General features: G+C 63.7%; 20 protein-coding genes and 1 other RNA gene. 2 read left to right on the top strand and 19 right to left on the bottom strand.

The genetic code is table 11. The annotated features are described in order from the left end of the window. Nucleotides 1–240: 240 nt before the first annotated feature. Genes murB through mraZ form a run of 12 tightly spaced genes read right to left on the bottom strand, consistent with a single transcriptional unit; the run spans nt 241 to nt 13,951 of the window. Complete coding sequence (murB, locus tag NMG70_RS31630; RefSeq protein ID WP_254028114.1) at nt 241–1,206, bottom strand: UDP-N-acetylmuramate dehydrogenase; 966 nt, start codon at nt 1,204–1,206, stop codon at nt 241–243. Further along, nucleotides 1,203–2,609, bottom strand: a complete 1,407-nt coding sequence (gene murC, locus NMG70_RS31625) for a UDP-N-acetylmuramate--L-alanine ligase (protein WP_254028113.1) — start codon at nt 2,607–2,609, stop codon at nt 1,203–1,205. The genes murB and murC overlap by 4 nt, the downstream gene beginning before the upstream one ends. Beyond that, nucleotides 2,606–3,733 carry an undecaprenyldiphospho-muramoylpentapeptide beta-N-acetylglucosaminyltransferase gene (gene murG / locus NMG70_RS31620; protein WP_254028112.1) on the bottom strand — a complete coding sequence of 376 codons (1,128 nt, stop codon included), beginning with the start codon at nt 3,731–3,733 and terminating at the stop codon, nt 2,606–2,608. Before murG ends, murC begins: the two co-directional genes overlap by 4 nt. A gap of 1 nt (nt 3,734) precedes the next feature. Continuing rightward, entirely contained in the window at nt 3,735–4,886 is a 1,152-nt protein-coding gene (gene ftsW / locus NMG70_RS31615; RefSeq protein WP_254028111.1) for a putative lipid II flippase FtsW, read from the bottom strand. After that, on the bottom strand, nt 4,886–6,289 hold the full coding sequence (gene murD, locus NMG70_RS31610) for a UDP-N-acetylmuramoyl-L-alanine--D-glutamate ligase (RefSeq protein ID WP_254028110.1): 1,404 nt from the start codon (nt 6,287–6,289) through the stop codon (nt 4,886–4,888). Before murD ends, ftsW begins: the two co-directional genes overlap by 1 nt. Nucleotides 6,290–6,297: 8 nt before the next feature. Then, nucleotides 6,298–7,380 (bottom strand): phospho-N-acetylmuramoyl-pentapeptide-transferase, encoded by a 1,083-nt coding sequence (mraY, locus tag NMG70_RS31605; RefSeq protein ID WP_023798736.1) that lies wholly within the window; start codon nt 7,378–7,380, stop codon nt 6,298–6,300. Between the two features lie 24 nt (nt 7,381–7,404). Next, the gene (locus NMG70_RS31600; RefSeq protein WP_254028109.1) at nt 7,405–8,838 is read right to left on the bottom strand and encodes a UDP-N-acetylmuramoylalanyl-D-glutamyl-2,6-diaminopimelate--D-alanyl-D-alanine ligase; all 1,434 of its coding nucleotides are present in this window, start codon (nt 8,836–8,838) and stop codon (nt 7,405–7,407) included. Continuing rightward, nucleotides 8,835–10,289 (bottom strand): UDP-N-acetylmuramoyl-L-alanyl-D-glutamate--2,6-diaminopimelate ligase, encoded by a 1,455-nt coding sequence (locus NMG70_RS31595; protein ID WP_254028108.1) that lies wholly within the window; start codon nt 10,287–10,289, stop codon nt 8,835–8,837. Before NMG70_RS31595 ends, NMG70_RS31600 begins: the two co-directional genes overlap by 4 nt. A gap of 54 nt (nt 10,290–10,343) precedes the next feature. Continuing rightward, nucleotides 10,344–12,071: a peptidoglycan D,D-transpeptidase FtsI family protein gene (locus tag NMG70_RS31590; protein WP_254028107.1), complete on the bottom strand. Its 1,728-nt coding sequence runs from the start codon at nt 12,069–12,071 to the stop codon at nt 10,344–10,346. Next, a complete protein-coding gene (gene ftsL, locus NMG70_RS31585) occupies nt 12,068–12,460 on the bottom strand; it encodes a cell division protein FtsL (RefSeq protein ID WP_254028106.1) in 393 nt (130 codons plus the stop codon). Before ftsL ends, NMG70_RS31590 begins: the two co-directional genes overlap by 4 nt. Nucleotides 12,461–12,464: 4 nt before the next feature. Continuing rightward, nucleotides 12,465–13,496, bottom strand: coding sequence for a 16S rRNA (cytosine(1402)-N(4))-methyltransferase RsmH (rsmH, locus tag NMG70_RS31580; protein WP_254028105.1), 1,032 nt, complete (start codon nt 13,494–13,496; stop codon nt 12,465–12,467). Beyond that, the gene (gene mraZ, locus NMG70_RS31575) at nt 13,493–13,951 is read right to left on the bottom strand and encodes a division/cell wall cluster transcriptional repressor MraZ (RefSeq protein ID WP_254028104.1); all 459 of its coding nucleotides are present in this window, start codon (nt 13,949–13,951) and stop codon (nt 13,493–13,495) included. Before mraZ ends, rsmH begins: the two co-directional genes overlap by 4 nt. 404 nt (nt 13,952–14,355) lie before the next feature. Here mraZ and NMG70_RS31570 point away from each other — a divergent pair, with 404 nt between their 5' ends. After that, nucleotides 14,356–15,471, top strand: coding sequence for a cystathionine gamma-lyase (locus NMG70_RS31570; protein WP_254028103.1), 1,116 nt, complete (start codon nt 14,356–14,358; stop codon nt 15,469–15,471). An 8-nt stretch (nt 15,472–15,479) separates the two neighbouring features. On the opposite strand, the gene NMG70_RS31565 is transcribed toward NMG70_RS31570, so the two are convergent. From NMG70_RS31565 to NMG70_RS31530, 7 genes are all read right to left on the bottom strand, one after another. Then, nucleotides 15,480–15,773, bottom strand: a complete 294-nt coding sequence (locus NMG70_RS31565) for a type II toxin-antitoxin system RelE/ParE family toxin (RefSeq protein WP_254028102.1) — start codon at nt 15,771–15,773, stop codon at nt 15,480–15,482. Then, nucleotides 15,770–16,054: a type II toxin-antitoxin system ParD family antitoxin gene (locus tag NMG70_RS31560; RefSeq protein WP_095483322.1), complete on the bottom strand. Its 285-nt coding sequence runs from the start codon at nt 16,052–16,054 to the stop codon at nt 15,770–15,772. Before NMG70_RS31560 ends, NMG70_RS31565 begins: the two co-directional genes overlap by 4 nt. A gap of 184 nt (nt 16,055–16,238) precedes the next feature. Then, an RNA gene (gene rnpB, locus NMG70_RS31555) (RNase P RNA component class A) lies at nt 16,239–16,635 on the bottom strand. 59 nt (nt 16,636–16,694) lie between these two features. Next, a complete protein-coding gene (locus NMG70_RS33450) occupies nt 16,695–17,486 on the bottom strand; it encodes a lytic transglycosylase domain-containing protein (protein ID WP_436798500.1) in 792 nt (263 codons plus the stop codon). 182 nt (nt 17,487–17,668) lie between these two features. After that, nucleotides 17,669–18,430 carry an N-acetylmuramoyl-L-alanine amidase gene (locus tag NMG70_RS31540; protein ID WP_254028101.1) on the bottom strand — a complete coding sequence of 254 codons (762 nt, stop codon included), beginning with the start codon at nt 18,428–18,430 and terminating at the stop codon, nt 17,669–17,671. After that, complete coding sequence (locus NMG70_RS31535; RefSeq protein ID WP_254028100.1) at nt 18,427–19,146, bottom strand: J domain-containing protein; 720 nt, start codon at nt 19,144–19,146, stop codon at nt 18,427–18,429. Before NMG70_RS31535 ends, NMG70_RS31540 begins: the two co-directional genes overlap by 4 nt. A gap of 292 nt (nt 19,147–19,438) precedes the next feature. Then, nucleotides 19,439–19,636: a hypothetical protein gene (locus NMG70_RS31530; protein WP_202366999.1), complete on the bottom strand. Its 198-nt coding sequence runs from the start codon at nt 19,634–19,636 to the stop codon at nt 19,439–19,441. Between the two features lie 201 nt (nt 19,637–19,837). Between NMG70_RS31530 and NMG70_RS31525 the strand changes: the two genes are divergently transcribed. After that, entirely contained in the window at nt 19,838–23,713 is a 3,876-nt protein-coding gene (locus NMG70_RS31525; protein WP_254028099.1) for a hydantoinase B/oxoprolinase family protein, read from the top strand. Nucleotides 23,714–23,740 lie beyond the last annotated feature (27 nt).

The raw sequence follows: 23,740 nt of genomic DNA, 5'->3' as shown, positions 1-23,740 counted from the left end.
GAAAGGGCCATACACTCAAACGCTCGGAGCAGCCCCTGCTCTGATGATTTCTGCAACATCGAGTCCCCGAGTCTCCCGGCAGGCTGCCCCTGACGGAAATACGCTGGTGACGCGTCGAAACGACTCAAATCAGGAAACGCTTCAGGGCAGAGAATCAGAGAGTTGAATCGCTGGCAAGTCTTTACGATTCCGGAGATTCACTTTCCGCAAAAACGGCCGCGAAAACTGTGTTGTGAGTCCTTATAGCAACTGTCCGAGGAATTCCTGGACCTCGTGCCCCGGCCGGAATTTGCCGATGCGCTTGATTTCCCAATGCAGCCGGATGCCCGACCTTTCGAGCACGCGCGTGCGCACCGTCTCGCCAAGATATTCAAGGTCGTAGCCGGTCGCGGTTCCCGTGTTGATCATGAAGTTGCAATGCATCGGCGACATCTGCGCGCCGCCGATCATCAGCCCCCGACAGCCCGCTCTGTCGATCTCCTTCCAGGCCGAGGTGCCCTCCGGATTCTTGAAGGTCGAGCCGCCAGTCTTTTCGCGGATCGGCTGCACGGTCTCGCGATGGTGCTGGACGGCGTCCATTGCCGCCTTGATCGAGGCCTTGTCTGCCAAAACGCCTTCGAACACGGCCGATGTGAAGATCAGTCCGGCAGGTGCTGCCGAATGGCGATAGGCGTAGCCCATATCGGCGTTGCTCAGCGTATGCACATTGCCCTTGCGGTCGAGCGCCCGCACCTCGACAACGCGATCGCGCGTCTCGACGCCATTCGCGCCGGCATTCATCCTCAGCGCACCGCCGATGGCGCCCGGAATGCCGTGGTAAAACTCAAAGCCGCCTATGCCAGCCTGATGGGCGACGGCGGCAAGGCGTTTGTCGGGCGTGGCCGCGCCCGCCTTGATTGTGGTCGGCGCAATCACTTCGGCTTCGCCAAAGCCCTTGGCCGAAAGCCGGATGACGAAGCCCGCAATACCGCCGTCACGGACAAGCAGGTTCGAGCCGATACCGACGGTGGTCAGCGATATCTCCTCGGGCACTGCTCTCAGGAACGCAGCGAGATCGTCTTCGTCGGCCGGCTGGAACAGTGCGTCGGCCAGCCCGCCGGCGCGGAACCAGGTGATCTTATCCATCTCGGCATTCGGCGTGATGCGACCGCGCAGGCCGGCAAGCCGGCCGCCAAGCTTGTCGATCAACGCCTGACCGCGCGTCATGAGGCCGTCCCGCCGAGTTCCCTGGGCAGCGCGTAGGCCCATTGCGTGATGTTGCCGGCACCGAGGAAGACGATGAAATCGCCTGGTTTGGCCAGGTCGCGGATAACAGGCGCAATCGCCGCTGGGCCTTCGATGTAGCGCGCGTCGCGATGGCCGCCGGAGCGGATTCGCGACACCAATGCCTCGGACGTCACTCCGTCGATCGGCTCTTCGCCTGCCGCATAGACCGGCGCCACCATCACCGTGTCGGCATCGTTGAAGCAGACCGAGAACTCGTCGAACAGATCATGCAGCCGGGTGAAGCGGTGCGGCTGGGCAATGGCGATGACGCGGCCCTGGGTGGCATCGCGCGCCGCCTTCAGAACCGCTGTGATCTCGACGGGATGGTGGCCGTAGTCGTCGAACACATCGATGCCGTTCCACGAACCGGTACGCGTAAAGCGCCGCTTGACGCCGGCGAAGGACGACAGGCCCTTCCTGATCGCCTCGGCCGAAAGGCCGAGCTCATGCGCGACGGCGATCGCCGCGGTCGCATTGGAGACGTTGTGACGGCCGGGCATCGGCAGGCGCAGGCCTGTTATCGTCGACTGGCCGCGGGTCTTGCGGTCGCGGATTACCACGTCGAATTCCGAGGTCGGGCCATCCATGCGGTGATTGATGAAACGCACGTCGGCCTGTGCGTTCTGGCCATAGGTGATGACGCGCCGGTCCTCGATGCGGCTGACCAGCGCCTGCACCTCCGGATGGTCGGTGCACATGACGCCGAAGCCGTAGAACGGCACGTTTTCGACGAACTGGCGAAAGGCCTCGCGCACCCTGTCGAAGGAGCCGTAATGGTCGAGATGTTCGGGATCGATGTTGGTGACGACGGCAATCTCGGCCGGCAGCTTCAGGAACGTGCCGTCGCTCTCATCGGCCTCCACCACCATCCATTCGCCATCGCCCATGCGGGCGTTAGTGCCGTAGGCATTGATGATGCCGCCATTGATCACGGTCGGATCGAGCCCGCCGGCTTCGAGCAGCGTCGCCACCATCGAGGTCGTCGTCGTCTTGCCATGCGTGCCGCCGATTGCCACCGCCTGCCGGAAGCGCATCAGTTCGGCCAGCATCTCGGCGCGACGGACGATGGGAAGCAGTTTCTCGCGTGCGGCCTTCAGCTCGGGATTGGATTTCTTGATCGCCGTCGAGACGACGACCACTTCGGCATCGCCGATATTGTCGGCATGATGACCGACAAAGCACTCAATGCCCTTATCGCGCAGCCGCTGCACATTGGCGCTGTCGGCCTGGTCGGACCCTTGCACCTCGTAGCCGAGATTATGCAGCACCTCGGCGATGCCGCTCATGCCGATACCGCCGATGCCGATGAAATGCACGAGGCCGATCGTCTGCGGCATCTTCATACGTGCGTCTCCTTCCTGAATTCCGATACGCTTTTCTTCGACGCAATAGCCTCTGTCAGATCGGCGAGCAACCGTGCCGCGTCCGGTTTTCCGGCCGATTTCGCCGCCGCTGCCATTGTGGTCAGCCGCTCCGGATCGTCCATCAGCGCTCCGACGAGCGCGGCGATGCGCTCGGACGAAAGCGTCGATTGCGGATGCACTTCGGCGCCGCCTGCCGCGGCCAATGCCGCTGCATTGGCCGCCTGGTCGTGGTCGAGCGCATGCGGATAGGGCACCAGCAGCGCCGGCCGGCCGATCACCGCGATTTCCGATACGGTCGATGCGCCGGACCGCGACATCACCAGATGCGCCGCAGCCATGCGCGCCGCCATGTCTGTGAAGAAGGGCGACACCTCAGCCTCGACGCCAAGGGCGGCATAGGCCGCCTTCACCCGCTCGACGTCGTCGGCACGCGCCTGCTGGGTGATATCAAGCCGCTCGCGTTGTGCATCGGAGAGCTGTCGAACCGCCGCCGGCACCGCATCGGAAAAGAACTGTGCGCCCTGGCTGCCGCCGAACACCAGAAGCCGAAACGGCTGCTCCCCGGTCGACGCCGCATAGGGCGTCTTTGCCGCCTCCAGCACTTGCGGCCTGACCGGATTGCCGGTCGTCACCGTCTTGGCGCCTGCAGCGCTTGAATCTTCCGGCAAGAACCCGCCGGCGATGGCGTCGACACGGCCGGCGAGCGCCCGGTTGGCGCGCCCCATCACCGCGTTCTGCTCGTGGATCAGCGTCGGCACCTTGCGCCGCGTCGCCGCATAGAGCGGCGGCAGCGTCGGATAGCCGCCGAAACCGACCGCGACGGCTGGCTTGACCCGGCCGATCACAGCCGATGCCTGCCGCACCCCGCTCCAGATCTTCCAGAAGGCGGCGAGCACGGCGAAGGGGTTTTTCGAGCCGATGGTCGCCGACTGGATCGGATGGATGCCCGCGGCCGGGAACTGGCCGGCAAAACGCTCGGCACGATCATCGGTGGCGAGATGCACTGTCCAGCCGCGCCTGATCAACTCGTGCGCCAGCGCCTCGGCCGGGAAGAGATGCCCGCCCGTGCCGCCGGCCGCCAGAAGGATCGAGCCCCTCGACATTTCACTCCGCCGGCATGGCGCGCTGCGACGGCGCGAAGCCCAATTGCTTGCGCTTTTCCGGCCGTTTGCGCGTCAGCGCCAGCACCATGCCCATCGAGATTGCGATGGCGATCTGCGAGGAGCCACCATAGGAGATGAACGGCAAGGTCATGCCCTTGGCCGGCATCAGCTGCAGATTGACGGCCATGTTGATGACCGACTGCAGACCGAAGACCGTGACCAGGCCGCCAACCGCATAGCGCGTGAAATCGTCCTGTTCCTTGAGCGCGGTGCCGAGGCCGCGCAGCACGATGAAGGCGAAGATGGTCATGATGAAGAAGCACATGATCAGTCCGAACTCCTCGCCGGCCACCGAGTAGACGAAATCGGCATGGCTGTCGGGTATCACCCGCTTGACGGTGCCCTCGCCCGGCCCGACGCCGAACCAGCCGCCATTGATCAGCGCATCACGGCCCATGTCGACCTGGAACGTGTCGCCCTCGCCGGTCATGAAGCGATCGATGCGGCCGGCGACATGCGGGAACACAGTATAGGCGGCAAACACGCCGCCGACGCCGGCAGCGCCCAGCGCGATGATCCACAGCCATGGCAGTCCGGCCATGAAGAACATCACCCCCCAGGTGCCGAGCACCAGCATGGTCTGGCCGAAATCGGGCTGCGCCACCAGCAGCGAGATGACAAGGGCCAGCAGCAGCATGGCGAACAGATTGCCTGGAATGTCGGGCTGGCGCTTGTGTTCGGCAAACAGCCAGGCGCAGATGACGACGAAGGCAGGCTTCAGGAATTCCGACGGCTGGAGCGACACGCCGGCGAGCGACACCCAGCGACGCGCGCCCTTCACCTCGACGCCGATGTAGAGCACCGCCACCATCAGCACCAGCGTGATGCACAGCATCGCCAGGGCCATGCGCCTGATCTGCCGCGATTCCAGGAAGGAGACGGCCAGCATCACGCCAAGTGCGGGAATGGTGAAGATGATCTGCCTTGTGGCGAAGTGGAAACTGTCCAGTCCGATGCGCTGGGCCACCGCCGGGCTTGCCGCGAAGGACAGCACGATGCCGAGCCCCATCAGCGACAGGAACGCAGCCAGGAACCAGCGATCGATCGTCCACCACCAGGTGGCAACCGGGCTTTTGTCAAGACGGCTTTGCATTATCGTGCCCCTCCGATGAGCTTCACGCCATCAATAGTGCTCGCAGCTTGCCTGAAGGCTTCGCCGCGCACTTCGAAATTCTTGAACTGGTCGAAACTGGCGCAGGCCGGCGAAAGCAGCACCACCACCTCGCCGTTGCCAACGTCCCTGGCCGCGTCGCTTGCGGCATGCTCGACTGCTGCGGCCAGCGTGCCGGAAATCTCGTAGGGCACCGCCTTGCCGAGCGTCGCCGAGAAGGCTGGTGCTGCCTCGCCGATCAGATAGGCCTTGGCGATGCGCGGAAAGAGGCCGCGCAACGGCTCGATGCCACCCTCTTTCGGCAACCCGCCGGCGATCCAGTAGATGCGCGAAAAGGAGGACAAGGCGGGCGCAGCCGCATCGGCATTGGTCGCCTTGGAATCATTGATGAACAGCACATGGCCCTTGCGGCCGACCTGCTCCATACGGTGCGCCAGCCCGGGAAAGCTCTCCAGCCCCGACTGGATCTCGCCCAGCTCGAGCCCGACCTTGAGGCAGGCGGCGAGAGCGGCCAGCGCATTCTGCGCATTGTGCTGGCCGCGCAGCGAGCCGATGCCCTCGAGAAAGGCGACCCGGCTGTAACGGCCGTGCACCGCCTCCATCAGATTGCTGCCGTCGGCGAAATAGCCGTCGGTCAGCGGCAGGCGCTTCGAAATGCGGATGACGTGCCGGCCTGCCCGCTCCAGCCGGTCGGCGAGCTGCGCGCACCAGGAATCGTCGACACCGACGATGGCCGTCTCGCTGCCGGCCGCCAGCCGCTCCTTGATCGCGGCGTAGTGCTGCATCGTGCCATGACGGTCGAGATGATCGGGCGTCAGGTTGAGCAGGACGCCGGCGGTCGGATTGATCGAGGGCGCCAGGTCTATCTGGTACGACGAGCATTCCACGACATAGTGCCGCCCCGGTTCCGGCGGATCGAGCGTCATCACCGCGCGGCCGATATTGCCGCCCATCTGCGTGTCGCGTCCGGCCGATTTCAGGATATGCGCCGTCAGCGCTGTGGTCGTCGATTTGCCGTTGGTGCCGGTTATGGCGATGAACGGCGCTGCCGGCGCCAGCAAGGTCCGCTGCCGGCAGAACAGCTCGATGTCGCCAATGATCTCGACGCCTGAAGCGCGCGCCAGTTCCACTGTCCAGTGCGGCTTCGGATGCGTCAGCGGCACGCCGGGCGACAGTACGAAGGCCGAGAACTTCGCCCAGTCGGCGCCACGCAGGTCGCCGGTCGCGATACCAACGGCCGCGGCATTGGCGACACTGCCGGGATTGTCGTCCCAGCCGAGCACCTCCGCCCCGCCCTCGATCAACGCGCGCGCCGTGGCGATCCCCGAGCCGCCGAGCCCGAAGAGCGAAACGCGCTTGCCTGCGAACGATGCGGCGGGGATCAAGCGGCCTCCTATCGGAGCTTGAGGGTCGACAGGCCGACCAGCGCCAGGATGACGGCGATGATCCAGAAGCGGATCACCACCTGGCTTTCGGTCCAGCCGAGCTTTTCGAAATGATGATGGATCGGCGCCATCAGGAACACCCGCTTGCCGGTCATCTTGAAGTAGCCGACCTGGATGATGACCGACAGGATCTCGACGACGAACAGGCCGCCGACGATGACCAGCACGATCTCGTGCTTGGTGGCAACCGCAACCGTGCCGATCAGGCCGCCCAGCGCCAGCGAGCCGGTATCGCCCATGAAGATCGCCGCCGGCGGTGCGTTGAACCACAGGAAGCCGAGGCCGGCGCCGATCACTGCGCCGAGGACCACCGCCAATTCACCGGTGCCGGGCACGAAATGGATCTGCAGATACTCGGCGAACACCGCGTTGCCGGACAGGTAGGCGATGACGCCGAAGGACGCCGCCGCGATCATGATCGGCACGATCGCCAGCCCGTCGAGGCCATCGGTCAGGTTCACCGCGTTGCCGGCGCCGACGATGACGAAGCACGAGAACGGGATGAAGAACCAGCCGAGATTGATGAGGAACTCCTTGGCGAAGGGGAAGGTCAGCGACGACGAGAACGGCGCCTGGCCATTGTGCATGATCACCCAGGCGGCGATGCCGGCGATGACGAATTCAAGCCCCAGCCGCGCCTTGCCGGAAAAGCCAAGATGCGATTGCTTCGTCACCTTGAGATAATCGTCGTAGAACCCGATCGAACCGAAACCCAGGGTCACCAGCAGCACCACCCAGACATAGATGCTGGACAGGTTCGCCCACAGCAGCGACGAGCCGATGATGCCGCATAGGATCATCAGCCCGCCCATGGTCGGCGTGCCGGCTTTCTTGAAATGCGTCTGCGGCCCGTCGGCGCGGATCGGCTGGCCCTTGCCCTGCCGCAGCCTCAGCGAATTGATGATAGCCGGGCCGAAGATGAAGACGATCAGCGCCGCGGTGATCAGCGCGCCGCCGGTGCGGAAGGTTATGTAGCGGAAGACGTTGAAGACCGAGATCTTGTCCGCGAATTCGACGAGCAGTGTGAACATGCGATTCGGTCCCCGGACCTGGCTCTAGGTCTGTTTGGCGGTTGCGGCTGCCGCCGGAAATTTGCTGAGCAGTGCGTCGACCAACTTGGAAAACCCGATGCCTTTCGACGATTTGATCATCACCACGTCGCCCGGCTTCAGCGCCGACAGAAGCACCAGTTTCAGATCCTCTGCGCCGGCGCGATATTCTGTCTCGATCTCATCAGGCAGGATATCGGCCAGCGCCCGCATTTGCGGGCCCGCGAGAAAGACCGTGCGCGTGTCGGTGCCGACGATGAGATCGGCAAGGGCTGCGTGCAGCTTCGCCGAGTGGTCGCCGAGCTCGAGCATGTCGCCGAGCACCGCGATGCGCCTGCCTTCGCCCGACACCGGCGTCGCGTTGAGCAGCGCCATTGCTGCGCTCATCGACGCCGGATTGGCGTTGTAGCTCTCGTCGATCAGCGTGATCGGACCTTTCGGGTGGCGCAGCACATGGCGCTTGCCGCGTCCGCGTTCGGCCGAAAGATCGGCCAGCGCCAGCGCCACCCTGGCGACGTCGGCGCCGACCAGGTGCGCGGCGCCGAGCACGGCCAGCACATTCTGCACCATGTGGCGGCCCGGCGCGCCAACCCTGGCGGTGATCTCCTGACCGCCGATCTTGGCAGTGATGACAGAATGATCGGCATGCAGCGCGCATTTCAGCAGCTTGAAGGTCGCACGGGCATTCTCGCCAAAGCCGTAGATGTGCTCGACGCCGGCGGCTCTCGCCATCTTGTCCAGAAGCTTCCAGCGCGGGTCGTCGCGGTTGAGAAGGACGGCGCCGTCCGGTTCCAGCCCTTCGAAAATCTCGGCCTTGGCCTTGGCGATCTCGTCCACATTGCGGAAGAAGCCAAGATGTGCCGCGGCGATCAGCGTGACGATGGCGACATGCGGCCGGACCATCTTGGCCAGTGGCCGGACCTCGTCGGGATGGTTCATGCCGATCTCGAACACGGCATAGTCGCAATCCACAGGCATCCGCGCCAGCGTCAGCGGCACGCCCCAGTGGTTGTTGAAAGACTGCGCCGATGCGTGCACCTTGCCGACCGCGGACAGCACATGGCGCAGCGCTTCCTTGGTGGTGGTCTTGCCCGCCGAACCGGTCACCGCGATGATCTTGGCATTCGAGCGCGCGCGGGCGGCCAGCCCCAGCTTTTCCAGTGCGGCCAGCACGTCCTGCACGACGATCATCGGCGCCGTCAGCCGCCCGAGCGACGGCAGCTTGCCCTCGGCGACGATCAGCACGCCGGCGCCGGCCTTGATGGCCGCGGTCGCGAAATCATGGCCGTCCATCGCCTCGCCCTTGATGGCGAAGAAAGCATCGCCCGGCGCAAGGCTGCGGCTGTCGATCGAGATGCCGCTGATACCTTCGGGCATCGGACCGAGCGGTCGTCCGCCCATGGCGGCGACGAGATCCTCGGAGGTCCACAGGAAGCTCATGCGGCGTGCTCCTGGAGCGCGGCGCGGACTTCCTCATGGTCGGAAAAATGCAGCGTCTCGGTGCCGATGGTCTGGCCTTCCTCATGCCCCTTGCCGGCCACGATCAGCGTGTCGCCGGCATGGAGCATGGCGACTGCCTGGTGGATCGCCTTGCGCCGGTCGCCGATCTCGATAGCGCCGGGCGCAGCGGCAAGAATCGCGGCACGGATCGTTTCGGGCACTTCCGAGCGCGGATTGTCGTCGGTGACGATGACGACATCGGCGAGCCGCGTGGCGATCTCGCCCATGATCGGACGCTTGCCGCGGTCGCGGTCGCCGCCACAGCCGAACACGACGATGACGCGACCGGTGGTGAACGGCCGCACCGAGGCCAACACGTTTTCCAGCGCGTCCGGCTTGTGCGCGTAATCGACATAGACCGGCGCACCGTTGGCAGTGGTGCCAACAAGGTCCAGCCGGCCCGGGGCGCCCTTCAATTTCTCCAACGCCATCAGGGCTATGGCGGCAGGCGTTCCAGTGGAGATGGCAAGGCCCGCCGAAACCAGGGCATTGGCGATCTGAAAATCGCCGGCCAGCGGCAGGTCGACCTCGTGGAGAACGCCATCGACTTCCACCTCGGCACGCTGGCGGTGGCGCTCGTGCTCGACCCGCTTCAGTGTCAGGAACTCGCCGTGGCGGCCGACCGTCAGCACATCCAGTCCCGCGGCCCTCGCCGCCTGGATCGTCGGCTCCGACCAGGGATCGTCGGCAAAGACGACGGCCGGCGCGCCCTTCGGCAGCAGCGCGTCGAACAGGCGCAGCTTGGCGCGGTGATAGTGCTCGACTGTCGGATGATAGTCCATGTGATCGCGGCCGAGATTGGTGAACCCGCCGGCTGCGAGCTTCACGCCGTCAAGCCGGTGCTGATCGAGACCATGGCTGGAGGCCTCCATCGATGCGTGGGTGACGCCGGCATCCGCCAGTTCGCGCAGCAGCCTGTGCAGGTCGACCGGGTCGGGGGTGGTCAGCGAGCCATACTCGTTGCGGCGCGGCGCCACCACGCCGGTTGTGCCGATCGAAGCAGCGGCAAAGCCTGACTGCTCCCAGATCTGCCTGGTGAAAGCCGCAACCGATGTCTTGCCGCTGGTGCCGGTCACCGCGACCATGGTTTGCGGCTGCCTGCCGAAGTAGCGGGCCGCACTCAGCGCCAGCGCTAAGCGCGGATCGTCGACGGAGAAAACCGGCACCGGCAGTCCGGCGACGGCGCTGCCCTTGCCGGCCACGATCGCTGCGGCGCCGCGCTTGGCGGCATCGGCGGCATAGGCCGCGCCATCGGTCTTGGTGCCAGCGAGCGCGAAGAAGACCACGCCTGGTCCTACCTGGCGGGAATCCGAAGAAATCCCGGTAACCTCCGTATCGAAGGAAGCTGTCCCCTCGACAGGCAGGATACCGGCTAGGTCTTTCAGCTTCATCGAACCCCGTTCATAGCAACAAAATAGCGCGCAGTTGCCGGCGCGCCCTAAGAATCACTGATAGGAAACCAGCGTTGCGCCATTTTCATGGCTGAAATCTGGCTTCACGCCAAGCATGGAAGCCGAACGTCGGATAATGTTTGCAGCCATGACGCCAGCATTCGAAGCGGCCGTCGCACCCATGCCGGGTTTTTCCGGCTTCGGTTCGTCGGCGATCGTAAGCACGATGTATTGCGGATCGTCCATCGGGAAAGCCGCTACGAAGGCATTGAAATTCTTGTCCTTTGAGTAGCGGCCGTTGACGACCTTCTCGGCCGTTCCCGTCTTGCCGCCGACGCGATAACCTGGAACCCTGGCGTTCCTGCCCGAGCCTTTCTCGGCATTGAGTGCGTAGAGATAGCGCATGCTCTCGGAGGTCTTGTCGCTGACCACTTTCTTGGCCACCGACATCGCCTGTTCCTGCGCGCGTCTCAGGAATGTCGGCTGGATTAGATAGCCGCCGTTCATCAGCGCGGCACAGCCGACCGCCGTCTGCAGCGGCGTCGTCGACACACCGTGACCAAAGGCGATGGTGATCGAATGGACCTGTTTCCAGACTTTGGGCTCGGTGGGGCGGGCGACCTCAGGCAGTTCCGTCTGTATTCTCTCGAGGATGCCCAGGCGATGCAGGAATTCGCGGTGCCCCTCGATGCCAACCGCTTCGGCTTCCTTGGCCGAACCGATGTTGGATGAATAGATGAACACTTCGGGCACCGACAGCACCCGGGCCTTGCCATGAAAATCATGGATGGTCTGGCGGCCGATCCTGATCGGGCGCGTAGCGTCGAAACGGCTTTCCAGCGTCACTTTGCCGGAATCGAGCGCCATGGCGGTGGTAAAGCTCTTCAAGGTCGAGCCCATCTCGTAGAGCCCGGCCGACATGCGGTTCAAGCGGTCCTTGTCGTGCGCATTATAGGGGTTGTTCGGATCGAAGTCCGGAACCGAGGCCATCGCGACCACTTCGCCGGTCTTGACATTGAGAACGACGGCGCCCGCCGCGATTGCGCGGTATTTTTCCATGCCGGTGGCGACCTCGTCACGCACGATATGCTGGACGCGCAGGTCGATCGAGAGCTGCACCGGCTTCAGATCCTTGGCCACCGCCAAGCCGGACGCCTGAAGATCGCTCAGCCCCTGTTCGTCGATGTATTTCTCCATGCCGGAGATGCCCTGATTGTCGATGTTAGTGAGGCCGACAATGTAGGACGAGGTTTCGCCGGCCGGATAGAAGCGGCGCTTTTCGGTGCGGAAGCCGACGCCGGGAATGCCGAGCTGCAGAATCTCAGATTGTTGCTTGGGCGTCAGTTGCCGCTGCAGCCAGACGAAGCCGGCACCGCTCTTCAGCTTATGATAGGTCTGCTCGTAGTCGATTTCGGGAAGCACCGTTGCCAGTTTTTCGATCGCCTCGTCGGCGTCGACAATGCGGCGCGGTTCGGCAAACAGCGACGCCGTCTTGATGTCGGTCGCCAGAACTTCGCCGTTGCGGTCGACGATGTCGGGCCGCGACGCCGTCACCCGGCTCTGCGGACCGCCGGACAGGTCGGGGTTCTGGAAACCGAGATAGACCAGCCGCCCGGTGATGGTCAGATAGATGCCGAAAAACACCGCCATCGTCATCACGACGCGGGTCCTGCCCTTGCCGCCGGTCGCCTTGCGGGCGCCTTCGACCACAATCGATCCGTCGTCGCCGGACTTGGCGCGGCGCGTCAGCAGACTGGCGAGCAAGGGAACTCTTGCGATCATTGGACGATGCCTCCGGTGACCACGGGGTCGTTGCCCATCGGTTCCTTGCCGGAACTGTCGGCCATGCCGCCCAGCCGCTCGGACGAAAGGTCCTCGATGGTGAGGGGTTTTGCCGGCAGATCGTCCAGCCCGATGATCTGGCGGGCGCTGACCGGCTCGAGCTCGAGTTGCGATTTATAGATCTCGGCCAGCTTTTGCAGGCGCGACGGTTGGGTAAGCAGGCTCCAGTCCGCCTTCAGGAGATCGATCGTATCCTCCTCGTAGCGGATCTGCGCCTGGATCTTGTGCACCGCCGCCAATTGTTCCTCGGCCTCGCGTTTGGTCTTGAAAGTCAAGGCCGCAGCCGAGACCATGACGGCGATAAGGACTATGTCGCTGGTACGAAACACGTGCTCACCTCTCTCCCAGCCGCTCGGCACCGGGAAGTTTTGGGTCAGGAAGTTTTGGAAGCCCGAAAATCGAAAAATCGCCGGGGCGCGCCGGCGCGTCGGTGCGGATCGCAGCGCGCAGCCTTGCCGAGCGCGCCCGCGGATTGGCCGATATCTCGGCCTCACCGGGCGTCACGCCGCTGCCCACCTTTTTGAAGGTGGCGCTGCGCGCCTGCGCCTCGGGCAAGTGCCGCGATCCTGTCGCCGCATCGGCGCGATCGGCGATGAAGCGCTTGACGATACGGTCTTCGAGGGAGTGGAACGTCACCACGGCCAGCCGTCCGCCCGGTTTCAGCACGCGTTCAGCCGCAAACAGCGCTTTGGCCAGTTCGCCGAGTTCGTCATTGACGAAAATGCGCAGCGCCTGGAAGACGCGGGTCGCTGGATGGATCTTGTCCTTCGGCGCGCGGCCGATATGCGTCTCAATAGCGTCTGCAAGGTCGAGCGTGCGCTCGAACGGATGTTTTTCGCGACGGCTTTCAATCATGCGGGCGATGCGGCCGGCATGGCGCTCTTCGCCAAGAAACCCGAAGATGCGGGCAAGATCGCCCACCTTGAAAGTGTTGAGGACATCGGCGGCGCTGAGGCCAGCTTGGGCCATGCGCATATCGAGCGGTCCGTCGGCACGGAACGAAAAACCGCGCTCCGCCTGATCGATCTGCATGGAGGAGATGCCGATGTCGAGCACGACGCCGTCAGCGCTTTCGACATGCTCGTCCAATGTCGAGAACGGCGCCTGAACGAGCCGGAGCCTGCCGCCCGATTGTTGCTCGAGAACACGACCGGCAGCAATCGCATCTGGATCGCGGTCGATCGCGACAACCGAGGCGCCGCTCGCCAGAATGGCTTTGGTGTAGCCGCCGGCGCCGAATGTGCCGTCGACGACCACCTCGCCCGTTTTGGGCGAAAGCGCCTCCAGCACTTCGGCAAGGAGGACCGGAATGTGACGGGCCGGTCCGCCAACGGCGTGAGGGTCATCGCCGTAGCCCGCCATCATTCCGGTCGCTCCCCGGGCTTCGTCCCCTGCCGAAGCTGCAAAAGCCGGGCGCGTGCTTCCGCCCCATAGGCGGTGAGCCGTCCAGGTTCCCAGATCTGAAAGAAATTGCCGCGGCCGACAAAAGCCGCTTCCGAGGAAATGCCGGTGTGCTCGCGGATGAAATCGGTCATCGAGATGCGGCCGTCCTGATCGAGCTTGAGAAAGGTTCCATCGCCATGGCAGAAGAACGACATGTCGTCCGCGGTCTGCAGGAAGGGGTCTTCCTGCGCGATGCGTTGCTCGTAGCGGTCGAGCAGGTCGAGCCCGCCGACATCCATCGCCGGACGGTCCAGGCAACGCAGCGCATAGAGTTCCGAATAACCGCGCTTCTGCACAACCGCACGGAAATGCGCTGGAACGGACACCCGCCCCTTCGCATCGATCCTGTTCACCGCGCTCGACAGAAACCGGTCCATTACGCGTTACGGCCGCTTGCGCCGCCGCACCCCTCTGCATCTTCCCGCCCGCGCCGCCGCGGCGCGGTCCCTGCCCAAAACCCACTTCGTTCCGAAAGGCGAAAACAGGCGAACCGCAGCCGCCGCGGCTGCCCGATTGGCGTACGCTTCACCCTGACGCGGAACGAAGGCCTGAATGTTTAAATGGGATATCATGGGGCACTATGGGCGTCAACGGGAATAGGCTTCACAAACGCGCGCCACAACCGATGAGGGCAGCTTTGACGGCACTCCCGTCTTTATCCTCCATTAAGCCTAACGAAGCGTTTAGAGCGGTCTTCCGGCGCGGTTCGGCGCTTGCCTGCCGGTGTCACCCGGCATAGCGTCTACGCATCCTTCTCCTCAAAGTCAGGGTTCTAAAAACGATGTCCGACACAGCGAAGTCGCGCGCCGCCACCCTCGCCCATTTGCGTGGCGTCAAGCTCGCCAAGGGCGATCCGGTTTCACTGCCGCTGACCATGACGACAACTTTCCATCTGCCCGGCAACCCGGCCGGCGTCAGCCAGTACGGGCGCTACGACAACCCGACATGGGAGGCGGTGGAAGACATGCTCGGCCACCTCGAGGACGCGCCGTCCGTAGCGTTCCCGTCGGGCATGGCCGCGATCGCGGCGGTCTTCTTCGCGCTGCTCAAGGCAGGCGATCGCATCCTGTTGCCGTCCGATGGTTACTACACGCCGCGCCTGCTTGCCGAGCGCTTCCTCAAACCTTTCGACGTCCCGTTCGACGCACGACCGACCAAGTCCTTTCTGGACGGCGGTTTTTCCGGCTACCGGCTGGTGTTCGTCGAGACCCCATCCAATCCCGGGCTGGACATTTGCGACATGGCCGGCGTGGCGCGCCTTGCGCACGAGGCCGGCGCGCTGGTCGTCGCAGACAACACCACGATGACGCCTTACGGTCAGCGCCCTCTCGATCTCGGCGCCGATATCGTCGTTGCTGCTGACACAAAGGCGCCCAATGGCCATTCCGATGCGCTGTTCGGCCATGTCGCCTGCCGTGACGCCGGGATCATCACCGCCATCCGCGACTGGCGCAAACTGTCGGGCTCCATCCCCGGACCATTCGAAGCCTGGCTGGTCCATCGAGGCCTCGAGACGCTGGAAGTCCGCTTCGAGCGCATGTGCAAATCGGCCGAACTGATCGCCCGACGCCTGACAAATCATCGGGCCGTGAAATCCGTCCGCTTTCCTGGACTGGAGGATGACCCTTCGCACAATCTGGCGACCACCCAGATGGAACGTTTCGGCTTCCTTATCGGCCTCGACCTGGGGAGTGAAGCCAAGGCCGAAGCGTTCATCGGCGCTTGCGCCCTGGTCCAGCCGGCGACCTCCTTCGGCGGCGTCCACTCTTCGGCCGAGCGGCGCGCCCGCTGGGGTGATGCGGTGCCGCCCGGCTTTGTTCGCCTGTCGGTCGGCTGCGAGCCGGTGGAAGCGCTTTGGCAGGCGATCGAGGCGTCGCTTGACGGTATCAGGGGTTGACGAACCGATCACGAAGCCAGATCGTCGGCTTCGATATTGCGCCGGCCATGCAGCACACGCAGGATCTCGACTGCATCCTCGCCGACCCGGTCCAAGGTGAGGTATTCGCCGACGACCAGATGGCGGATGCCGGGCGCAATGTCTTCGCGCGGCGCGCCGGAAAAAGGATGCAGGGTCAACAAATCCCAACGCCTCTCCAAGATATTCACGAGGCGGATGGTCGCATTGGGATTGTGTTCGGCAATGTAGTCGCCGATAAGTTCGAGGTCGATTAATGCCTGAGGAAGCAGGCGGTATTTCACTCCTCAAGGCCTTTGGCCTCGGCAATTTTCAGATATTTGGCGCGCAGTCGTTCCATGATTGGCGGCCCGTCCAGTGCCGGTCCGCTGTCGATCCCCTCCTGCACCAGCTTGCGCAACTCCTCGACCGTGTAGCCGTGCAAGTCACGGCGGTCCTTCCATTGCCTGAGTGCGTCGCGGATCACCTCACTCGCCGAAGCATATTCGCCGGCGGCGACCACATCGTCGACCGCCGCCGCCAATTCCGGCGAAAGCGTGATGCTGCGTTTGTCGACCTGACCCACGGTGCGCTCCTGATACCACCCGCACCAGGAAGGTACGATTTAATCGCACCAGTTTCAAGGAACGCTTGCTTCACGCACAGCCCAATGAAAGCTGATTCAGTCAATGAAGCGCCTGAACCAGCAGGCGCGCCCGAAGACGTAACCTGCTGATATCAGGGAATTTCCTTGTAGAATCTGGACGAAAATTGCCAGCTGGCCTGTAAGCCGGGTTCTGTATGGCCCTCGCCCTTGCGGCGCGAGAACGTGGCGGCCATTCATCTTGGACGCATGTTGCCAAGCGCCTCACGCAACCTACCCGGGCGGTGAGCCGGAAACAGCCCTCGAGGGTTTCCCCTCGCACCGCCCCTATTCGGTCTTGCTCCCGGTGGGGTTTACCGTGCCGCTCCTGTTGCCAGTCGCGCGGTGGGCTCTTACCCCACCCTTTCACCCTTACCACGACGGATCGTGGCGGTTTGCTTTCTGTGGCACTTTCCCTAGGGTCGCCCCCGCCGGCCATTAACCGGCACCGTGTCTCCATGGAGCCCGGACTTTCCTCACCCGCAGCCTTTCGGCTTCGCGGGTGCGGCCGCCCGGCCAGCTGGCAAGGCGTATAAAGGGATTCACATTCGAAAACGCAAACAAAAAAGCAGGTCCCGGTCTATTACGCCGGCGCTCCAAGCGCGGCCAACTGCACTTTGACCTTGCCGCAATAGGCCGCGGAAATCGGATTCATCCGCTTGGCGCCATGGCCGGCATTGTATTTCAAGATCGTGCCGCAGGTCGTGCCGTCGCCGAGGTTCTGCGCCATGGCGAGGTATTTCATGCCGTACTTGATGTTGGTCTCGGGATCGTGGAGACCCTTGATCGAGCCGCTGTAACCCATCATCCGCGCCGTCGACGGCTTGATCTGCATCAGGCCGATCTCACCGGCGCGGCCGACCTGGTTCGGCTGAAACCTGCTCTCGATCATGATGACGGCCTTGGCGAGCGAGACCGGCACACCATTGCTGGCCGCATGACGCTCGATGACCGTCGAATACTGGCCGCTATCGCCAGCGGCCGCCGGCTTCGGCGCCGCCGCCCGGCTTCTCCGGCCGATCGACGCCGTCGTCGCCTGGTCGATGCGGGTCCTGTTGCGCTTCACATGCCGCTTGGAGACTGCCTTCTTTGCAAGGACTGGCTTCTTTGCAGAGATTGGCTTTTTCACATCCACCTTTTCCGCCTTTGCGGATGCTGGCTTTTTCGCCTTCACCGCGGCAGCTTTTTTCGCCTTTGCGGGGGCTGTCCTTTTTTCGCTGGCGTCTTGGCCGGCTTTCGGCGTGGCAGTCTTATCGGACGCGGTAATGAAACCCTGGTCGGCTCGCTGGCTCAAAGGCGCGCCATTGGCCGCACCGATGGCAAAAGTCATTACGCCGGCAGCAACAGCTGCCGTTAAAACGGTCAATTTCTGCATGGGATCCTGTTCTGTTTGAACCGCGCGAAGACTTCACGCAGCTACGCCAATCAACGTCGGAACATTTGGGAGGCTGTAGGTCCGACAACTTGCACGGATCGCCTTTGACGGCCGAATTGGCGGCAAAAAAGGCGAGGCAAGTCACTTTAAGTGACAGGCTGTAACTTACAGCCAGGAAAAGACTACTTGGACGGAACTGCCCTCACGGAGCCCAGCAGCCGTTCCAGCGTGCGGATTGTCGATCCGTCGGCCACGCCATCGACTTTGCGTCGCCGGAAATGCCTCTGGAAAGCCTCGACCACGGTTTCGGTTTGCCGGTCGAAAGCGCCTGATATCTCCACGCCATAACCGTAGAGCGCCAGCATCGACTGCAACGCCTCGACCTCGGCAGACGCGTCGCCGGCTTTCAGCACCGCGCCGCGCCTGAGGGGTGCCGCGTCGACGAGATGGCCGACACCGGCCTCGAACAGGGCCTTCCAGGGGAATCTCTCGCCCGGGTCGATCTTGCGTCCCGGCGCCACGTCGGAATGGGCGAGCACCCGTTGAGCTGGAATGAAATGGCGCTGAACAATCCCCTTGCACAGGCCGATCAGGGCATCGATCTGCGGTTTCGGAAAATTCCGATAGCCCAGCGAATGCCCCGGATTGACGATCTCGATGCCGACCGAACAGGAGTTGATGTCGCTGCGTCCGAACCAGGAACTCTTGCCGGCATGCCAAGCACGGTCGCTTTCCCTGACCATCTGGACGATGCGGCCGTCCTCATGGACGAGGTAGTGCGACGAAACCTCGCTGGCTGGATCGCACAGCCATGCTTCGGCGCCGGCGCCGGTCTCCATGCCGGTGTAGTGCAGCACGATCATGTCGACCGTCTCGCGTCGTGGACCGAAATTCGGCGATAGCCTTACCTCGGCGCTCGGCTCGTCCGGCAGGAAGCCGCTCATGCGTGCCGCAGGCCTCGTTCGATCATCTCATAGGCCGCGTTGATCGCCGCTATCCTGCTGGTTGCGATCTTGATGAATTCCTGCGGCAGGCCGCGTGCGATCAGCCGGTCCGGATGGTTGTCCGAAACCAGCTTGCGGTAACGCTTCCTGACCTCCTCGAAGGTTTTTCCCCGCTCGATGCCGAGCACGACATAGGGATCGGCCGCACCCAGATCGACGTGCCGCGCCAGAATGGTTTGGTAGTGCGCCTCCTCGATCCGGAAGATCTCGGCGATGCGATGCAGGAAATGGCCTTCGCGCTCGTGGACCAGCCCGTCGGCCTTGGCGATATGGAACAGCCCGTCGAGAATGTCCTCGAGCATCGCGCAGTTCGAATGGCCGGAGCCGCAAAGCTGCGCCATGCGCGCGGCATAGGTCTCGAAGCCGGCGATGTCGCGCTTGGCCAGATCGTAGAGCCGCGCCACATTGCGCGTCTGTTCCTTCGGCACTTCGAATATCTGCTGGAAGGCGCGCACCTCGTCCTGGGTGACGATGCCGTCGGCCTTGGCCATCTTGGCCGACAGCGCGATCATCGCCACCGAGAAGGCGACGCGCCGGCGCAGGTCGGGGTCGCCGGAGAAAACCGTGCGCACAGCCTCGACCACGTCGGCGACGCCGGACGAGGTTGAGGACGAAACGCGGGTGATGAAGTCGCCGAGGCGATCCCAAATCGACATGGGCACCTATTAGGGCTAACTGGCCACCGCTATCAAGCCCACCGCTATCGGGCGAAGACAATGCCGCAGGGCTACCCAGCCGATTTCGCGGCCGCTGAGCAGCTGGCGCAACCGTCGATCATGGCAGCGGCCATGGCGCGCGAAAACTGCAAGCCTTCGTCACCTCGCCATTTCACCCCTTCTGCTGGGCCAAAAAGTGACAGGCGACCACGCTTGCGGCGGCGGCCGCAAGAAGACTGTCCTGACGTCAGAAGGCCGACACAATGCCGGCCTTCTGTCCATCACATAAGAACTACTGCGCCGGCGCAGGCTGTGCCGGAGCCGGCTCGGCCGGCTTGGTCGCGTCAGGAGCCGGCTGCATCGGCTGTTCGTTCGCCGGCGGATTGGTGCTCTGCGTGGTGGTGGCGTCCCCGCCCGTGCCGCTGTCGCTGCAAGCCGCAACGCCAAGCAGGGCAAGCGCCGAAACCGACGCAAGAATGAGTTTCTTCATGACATCTCTCCTCTAATCACGCCCCCGCTACCGGTGACGATCGATGACAGAATGCACCAAGTGCTCCATGGGTTTCATAACGTTGCGTTTCCGTATGTAACATCATCTGCTTTTGCGTTGCCGGCGAAGCCATGGCGAATTAACACCAAACCATGGCGAATTAGCACATTTGAATCAATAAAATGCCTGGGAGAAGCTGCCGTGACCGCCAAATGGGATTTCTGGATCGACCGCGGCGGCACCTTCACCGATGTCATCGGCCGGGACCCACAAGGCTGGCTGCACCCGCGCAAGCTGCTATCCGAAAATCCCGAAGCCTATGCCGACGCCGCCATACAGGGCATTCGCGATCTGCTCGGACTAAAATCCGGCGCGCCGATCCCATCCGGCTTGATCGGCGACATCAAGATGGGCACCACCGTTGCCACCAACGCGCTTCTGGAGCGCAAGGGCGACCGTGTGCTGCTGCTCATCACCAGGGGATTTCGCGACGCGCTGAGGATCGCCTATCAGGCGCGGCCCGATATCTTCGCCAAGCAGATCATCCTTCCCGAACAGCTCAATGAGCGCGTCATCGAGGTCGACGAGCGCGTGCGCGCCGACGGCAGCGTCGAAAGGCTGCTCGACATCGCCGCCATGCGCCCGGCCATCGAACAAGCCAGGGCCGACGGCATCGACGCGGTGGCGATCGTGTTCATGCATGCCTGGAAATATCCCGACCACGAAAAAGCGGTTGCAAAAGTCTGCAGGAAACTGGGGTTTTCGCAGATCTCGGTCAGCCATGAGGTCTCGCCGCTCATCAAGCTGGTCGGCCGCGGCGACACGACCGTGGTCGACGCTTATTTGTCGCCGATTCTGGCAAGGTATGTGCAGAAGGTGGCGGAAGAGCTGGGCGTCCTCTCCCCCCTCGAGGGGGAGATGGCTGCGCAGCAGCCAGAGGGGGTCGCCCAAGGCAGCGCGAGGCGTCAAGGAACGTCGAGCACTGCCGCAACGACCTCACCCGGCGGCTTCGCCGCCACCCTCCCCTCAAGGGGGAGGGAATCTCCCCGCCTCATGTTCATGATGTCGTCCGGCGGCCTTACCGCCGCCGATATGTTCCAGGGCAAGGACGCGTTGCTGTCCGGTCCGGCCGGCGGCGTCGTCGGAATGGTCGAGACAGCAAAGCTCGCCGGTTTCGACAAGGTCATCGGCTTCGACATGGGCGGCACCTCGACCGACGTCGCCCATTATGACGGCGACTATGAGCGCGCCTTCGACACCGAGGTTGCCGGCGTGCGCATCCGCGCGCCGATGATGCGCATTCACACCGTCGCCGCCGGCGGCGGCTCCATCCTGCACTACGAGGCCGGCCGTTTTCGCGCCGGGCCGGATTCGGCCGGCGCCAATCCCGGCCCAGCCGCGTACCGGCGCGGCGGCCCGCTGGCCGTCACCGACGCCAATGTCATGCTGGGCAAGCTGCAGCCCGACTTCTTCCCGGCCATTTTTGGACCCGGCCAGAATGAGCCGCTCGACGTGCAAACCGTGCGCGAGGAATTCGCAGCGCTCGCCGCCGAAATCGGCGACGGCCGCACGCCGGAGGCGGTGGCCGAAGGGTTCGTCACCATCGCCGTCGAAAATATGGCCAACGCCATCAAAAAGATTTCCGTGCAGCGTGGCTACGACGTCACCGAATATCTCCTGAATTGTTTTGGTGGCGCCGGCGGCCAGCACGCCTGCCTCGTTGCCGACGCACTCGGTATGGAGGCGGTGCTGATCCATCCCTTCTCCGGGCTGCTGTCGGCCTATGGCATTGGATTGTCCTCGATTTTTTCCTCGCGCCAGCAGGCGCTGCTGAGACCGCTGGCGGAAGTGTCCAGGCCGGCAATCGACGAGCTCATCGCAACGTTGCGCAAAGCCGTCATCGACGAGCTTGCCGCGCAAGGCATTGCCGAGGACGCCGTCGCCTCGAAACCGGTGCTGCAGATCCGCTACGACGGCACCGACACCGCGCTGCCGGTGAATTTCGAGCGCGGCTCGATCGCATGGGCCAAGGCGGATTTCGAAGCCGCCCACAAGGCGCAGTTCGGCTTCGTCTATGACGACAAGCCGATGATCGTGGAATCGGTCGGCGTCGAAGGTATCGACACCGGCGGCGCCGGCCGCGAGGAAAGTGATTCATTCCTTGAGGACATCGCCGCAAGCCCTTCGGAAAATCGGCAAATCTTCATCGACGGCACTTGGCGAGACGCCGGCATTTTCCGCCGCGAGGTGCTCAAACCGGGGCACAAGCTTGCCGGCCCTGCCCTGGTCATCGAGCCGAACCAGACCATCGTCGTCGAGCCGGGCTGGCAGGCCGAAATCACCGCCAAGAACCACGTGCTCCTGCGTCGCATCGAGAAAAAGCGCCGGCTGGCGGCGCTCGGCACCGAGGCCGATCCGGTCATGCTGGAGGTGTTCAACAACCTGTTCATGTCGATCGCCGAACAGATGGGCGTGACGCTGCAAAACACCGCCTATTCGGTCAACATCAAGGAACGGCTGGATTTCTCCTGCGCCGTCTTCGACCGCAATGGCGCGCTGGTCGCCAATGCGCCGCACATGCCGGTGCATCTCGGCTCCATGGACCGTTCGGTGGAAACCATCATCCGGCTGAACTCCGGCGACATCCACCCTGGCGATGTCTTCGCACTGAATGCGCCTTATAATGGCGGCACGCATCTGCCTGACATCACCGTGGTGACGCCTGTTTTTTCCCTCCCCCTTGAGGGGAGGGTGGCGGCGAAGCCGCCGGGTGGGGTCGGCTCGACTGGGTTCGACGTCCCGGCGGTGCCTTCTGAGGAGACCCCCACCGCCGCCTTCGGCGGCACCTCCCCCTCAAGGGGGGAGGAGATCCTCTTCTACGTCGCCTCGCGCGGTCATCATGCCGATATCGGCGGCACGGCGCCCGGCTCGATGACGCCGCTCGCCACCACCGTCGACGAGGAAGGCGTGCTGTTCGACAATTTCCGCATCGTCGATCGCGGCCGGTTCCGCGAGAGGGAGCTGGAGACGCTGCTCACCGACCACCCCTACCCGGCACGCAATCCGCACCAGAACATCGCCGACCTCAAGGCGCAGATTGCCGCCAATGAAAAGGGCGTTGCCGAGCTGCGCGAGATGGTCCCGCATTTCGGCCTTGGCGTGGTCGAAGCCTATATGGGTCATGTCCAGGACAATGCCGCCGAAAGCGTGCGCCGCGTGCTGGAGCGGTTGCCCGACAGCTCCGTATACGAGTATCCGACCGACACCGGCCAGGTCATCAAGGTGAAGATATCGGTCGACCGGCAAAAGCGTGAGGCGACCGTCGACTTCACCGGCACGTCGCCGGTCATGAAGAACAATTTCAACGCCCCCGAGCCGGTCGCCCGCGCAGCCGTGCTCTATGCCTTCCGCATCATGGTCGAGGACATGATCCCGATGAATGCCGGGTGTCTGAGACCAATCAACATCATCATTCCCGAGGGTTGCATGCTGAAGCCGACCTACCCGGCCGCGGTCGTCGCCGGCAATGTCGAGACCTCGCAGCATGTCACCAATGCGCTGTTCGGCGCCATGGGCGCGATGGCCAATGCGCAAGGCACGATGAACAACCTTACCTTCGGCAACAAGCAGTACCAGTATTACGAGACGATCTGCTCCGGCTCGCCGGCAGGCCGCATGAACAGCGGTCGCGGCTTTGCCGGCACCTCCGGCGTCCACACCCACATGACCAATTCGCGCCTGACCGACCCGGAAGTGCTGGAATTGCGATTCCCCGTGCTGCTCGAGGATTTCCACATCCGCGAGGGCTCCGGCGGCAAAGGCAAATGGAGTGCCGGCGACGGCACCGAGCGCACCATCCGTTTCCTCGAAAAGATGGAATGCGCCATCCTGTCCTCACATCGCAACCGCCCGCCGAAAGGCCTGGACGGCGGCGGCGATGGCGAGGTCGGCTCGACCAAGGTCCGCCGCAAGGATGGCCGCATCGAAGTCCTGAAGGCTTGCGACCAGACGGTGCTCGAGGCCGGTGAAGCCGTCATCGTAACGACGCCGACGCCGGGCGGATTTGGCAAGGCCTGAGCTCGCCTCAACAGACTGTCACCGGCC

Source organism: Mesorhizobium ventifaucium, assembly GCF_935822925.1.
In the GTDB taxonomy this organism is placed as follows: domain Bacteria; phylum Pseudomonadota; class Alphaproteobacteria; order Rhizobiales; family Rhizobiaceae; genus Mesorhizobium; species Mesorhizobium ventifaucium.
Note: the sequence above shows the minus strand (reverse complement) of the source record. Positions and strands in the feature narration are given on the sequence as shown.

Excerpts from the sequence above, each read along its gene's own strand:
- murB (WP_254028114.1), bottom strand. The coding sequence starts at position 1,206 with ATGACGCGCGGTCAGGCGTTGATCGACAAGCTTGGCGGCCGGCTTGCC.
- murC (WP_254028113.1), bottom strand. The coding sequence starts at position 2,609 with ATGAAGATGCCGCAGACGATCGGCCTCGTGCATTTCATCGGCATCGGC.
- murG (WP_254028112.1), bottom strand. The coding sequence starts at position 3,733 with ATGTCGAGGGGCTCGATCCTTCTGGCGGCCGGCGGCACGGGCGGGCAT.
- ftsW (WP_254028111.1), bottom strand. The coding sequence starts at position 4,886 with ATGCAAAGCCGTCTTGACAAAAGCCCGGTTGCCACCTGGTGGTGGACG.
- mraY (WP_023798736.1), bottom strand. The coding sequence starts at position 7,380 with ATGTTCACACTGCTCGTCGAATTCGCGGACAAGATCTCGGTCTTCAAC.
- NMG70_RS31600 (WP_254028109.1), bottom strand. The coding sequence starts at position 8,838 with ATGAGCTTCCTGTGGACCTCCGAGGATCTCGTCGCCGCCATGGGCGGA.
- NMG70_RS31595 (WP_254028108.1), bottom strand. The coding sequence starts at position 10,289 with ATGAAGCTGAAAGACCTAGCCGGTATCCTGCCTGTCGAGGGGACAGCT.
- NMG70_RS31590 (WP_254028107.1), bottom strand. The coding sequence starts at position 12,071 with ATGATCGCAAGAGTTCCCTTGCTCGCCAGTCTGCTGACGCGCCGCGCC.
- rsmH (WP_254028105.1), bottom strand. The coding sequence starts at position 13,496 with ATGATGGCGGGCTACGGCGATGACCCTCACGCCGTTGGCGGACCGGCC.
- mraZ (WP_254028104.1), bottom strand. The coding sequence starts at position 13,951 with ATGGACCGGTTTCTGTCGAGCGCGGTGAACAGGATCGATGCGAAGGGG.
- NMG70_RS31570 (WP_254028103.1), top strand. The coding sequence starts at position 14,356 with ATGTCCGACACAGCGAAGTCGCGCGCCGCCACCCTCGCCCATTTGCGT.
- NMG70_RS33450 (WP_436798500.1), bottom strand. The coding sequence starts at position 17,486 with ATGCAGAAATTGACCGTTTTAACGGCAGCTGTTGCTGCCGGCGTAATG.
- NMG70_RS31540 (WP_254028101.1), bottom strand. The coding sequence starts at position 18,430 with ATGAGCGGCTTCCTGCCGGACGAGCCGAGCGCCGAGGTAAGGCTATCG.
- NMG70_RS31535 (WP_254028100.1), bottom strand. The coding sequence starts at position 19,146 with ATGTCGATTTGGGATCGCCTCGGCGACTTCATCACCCGCGTTTCGTCC.
- NMG70_RS31530 (WP_202366999.1), bottom strand. The coding sequence starts at position 19,636 with ATGAAGAAACTCATTCTTGCGTCGGTTTCGGCGCTTGCCCTGCTTGGC.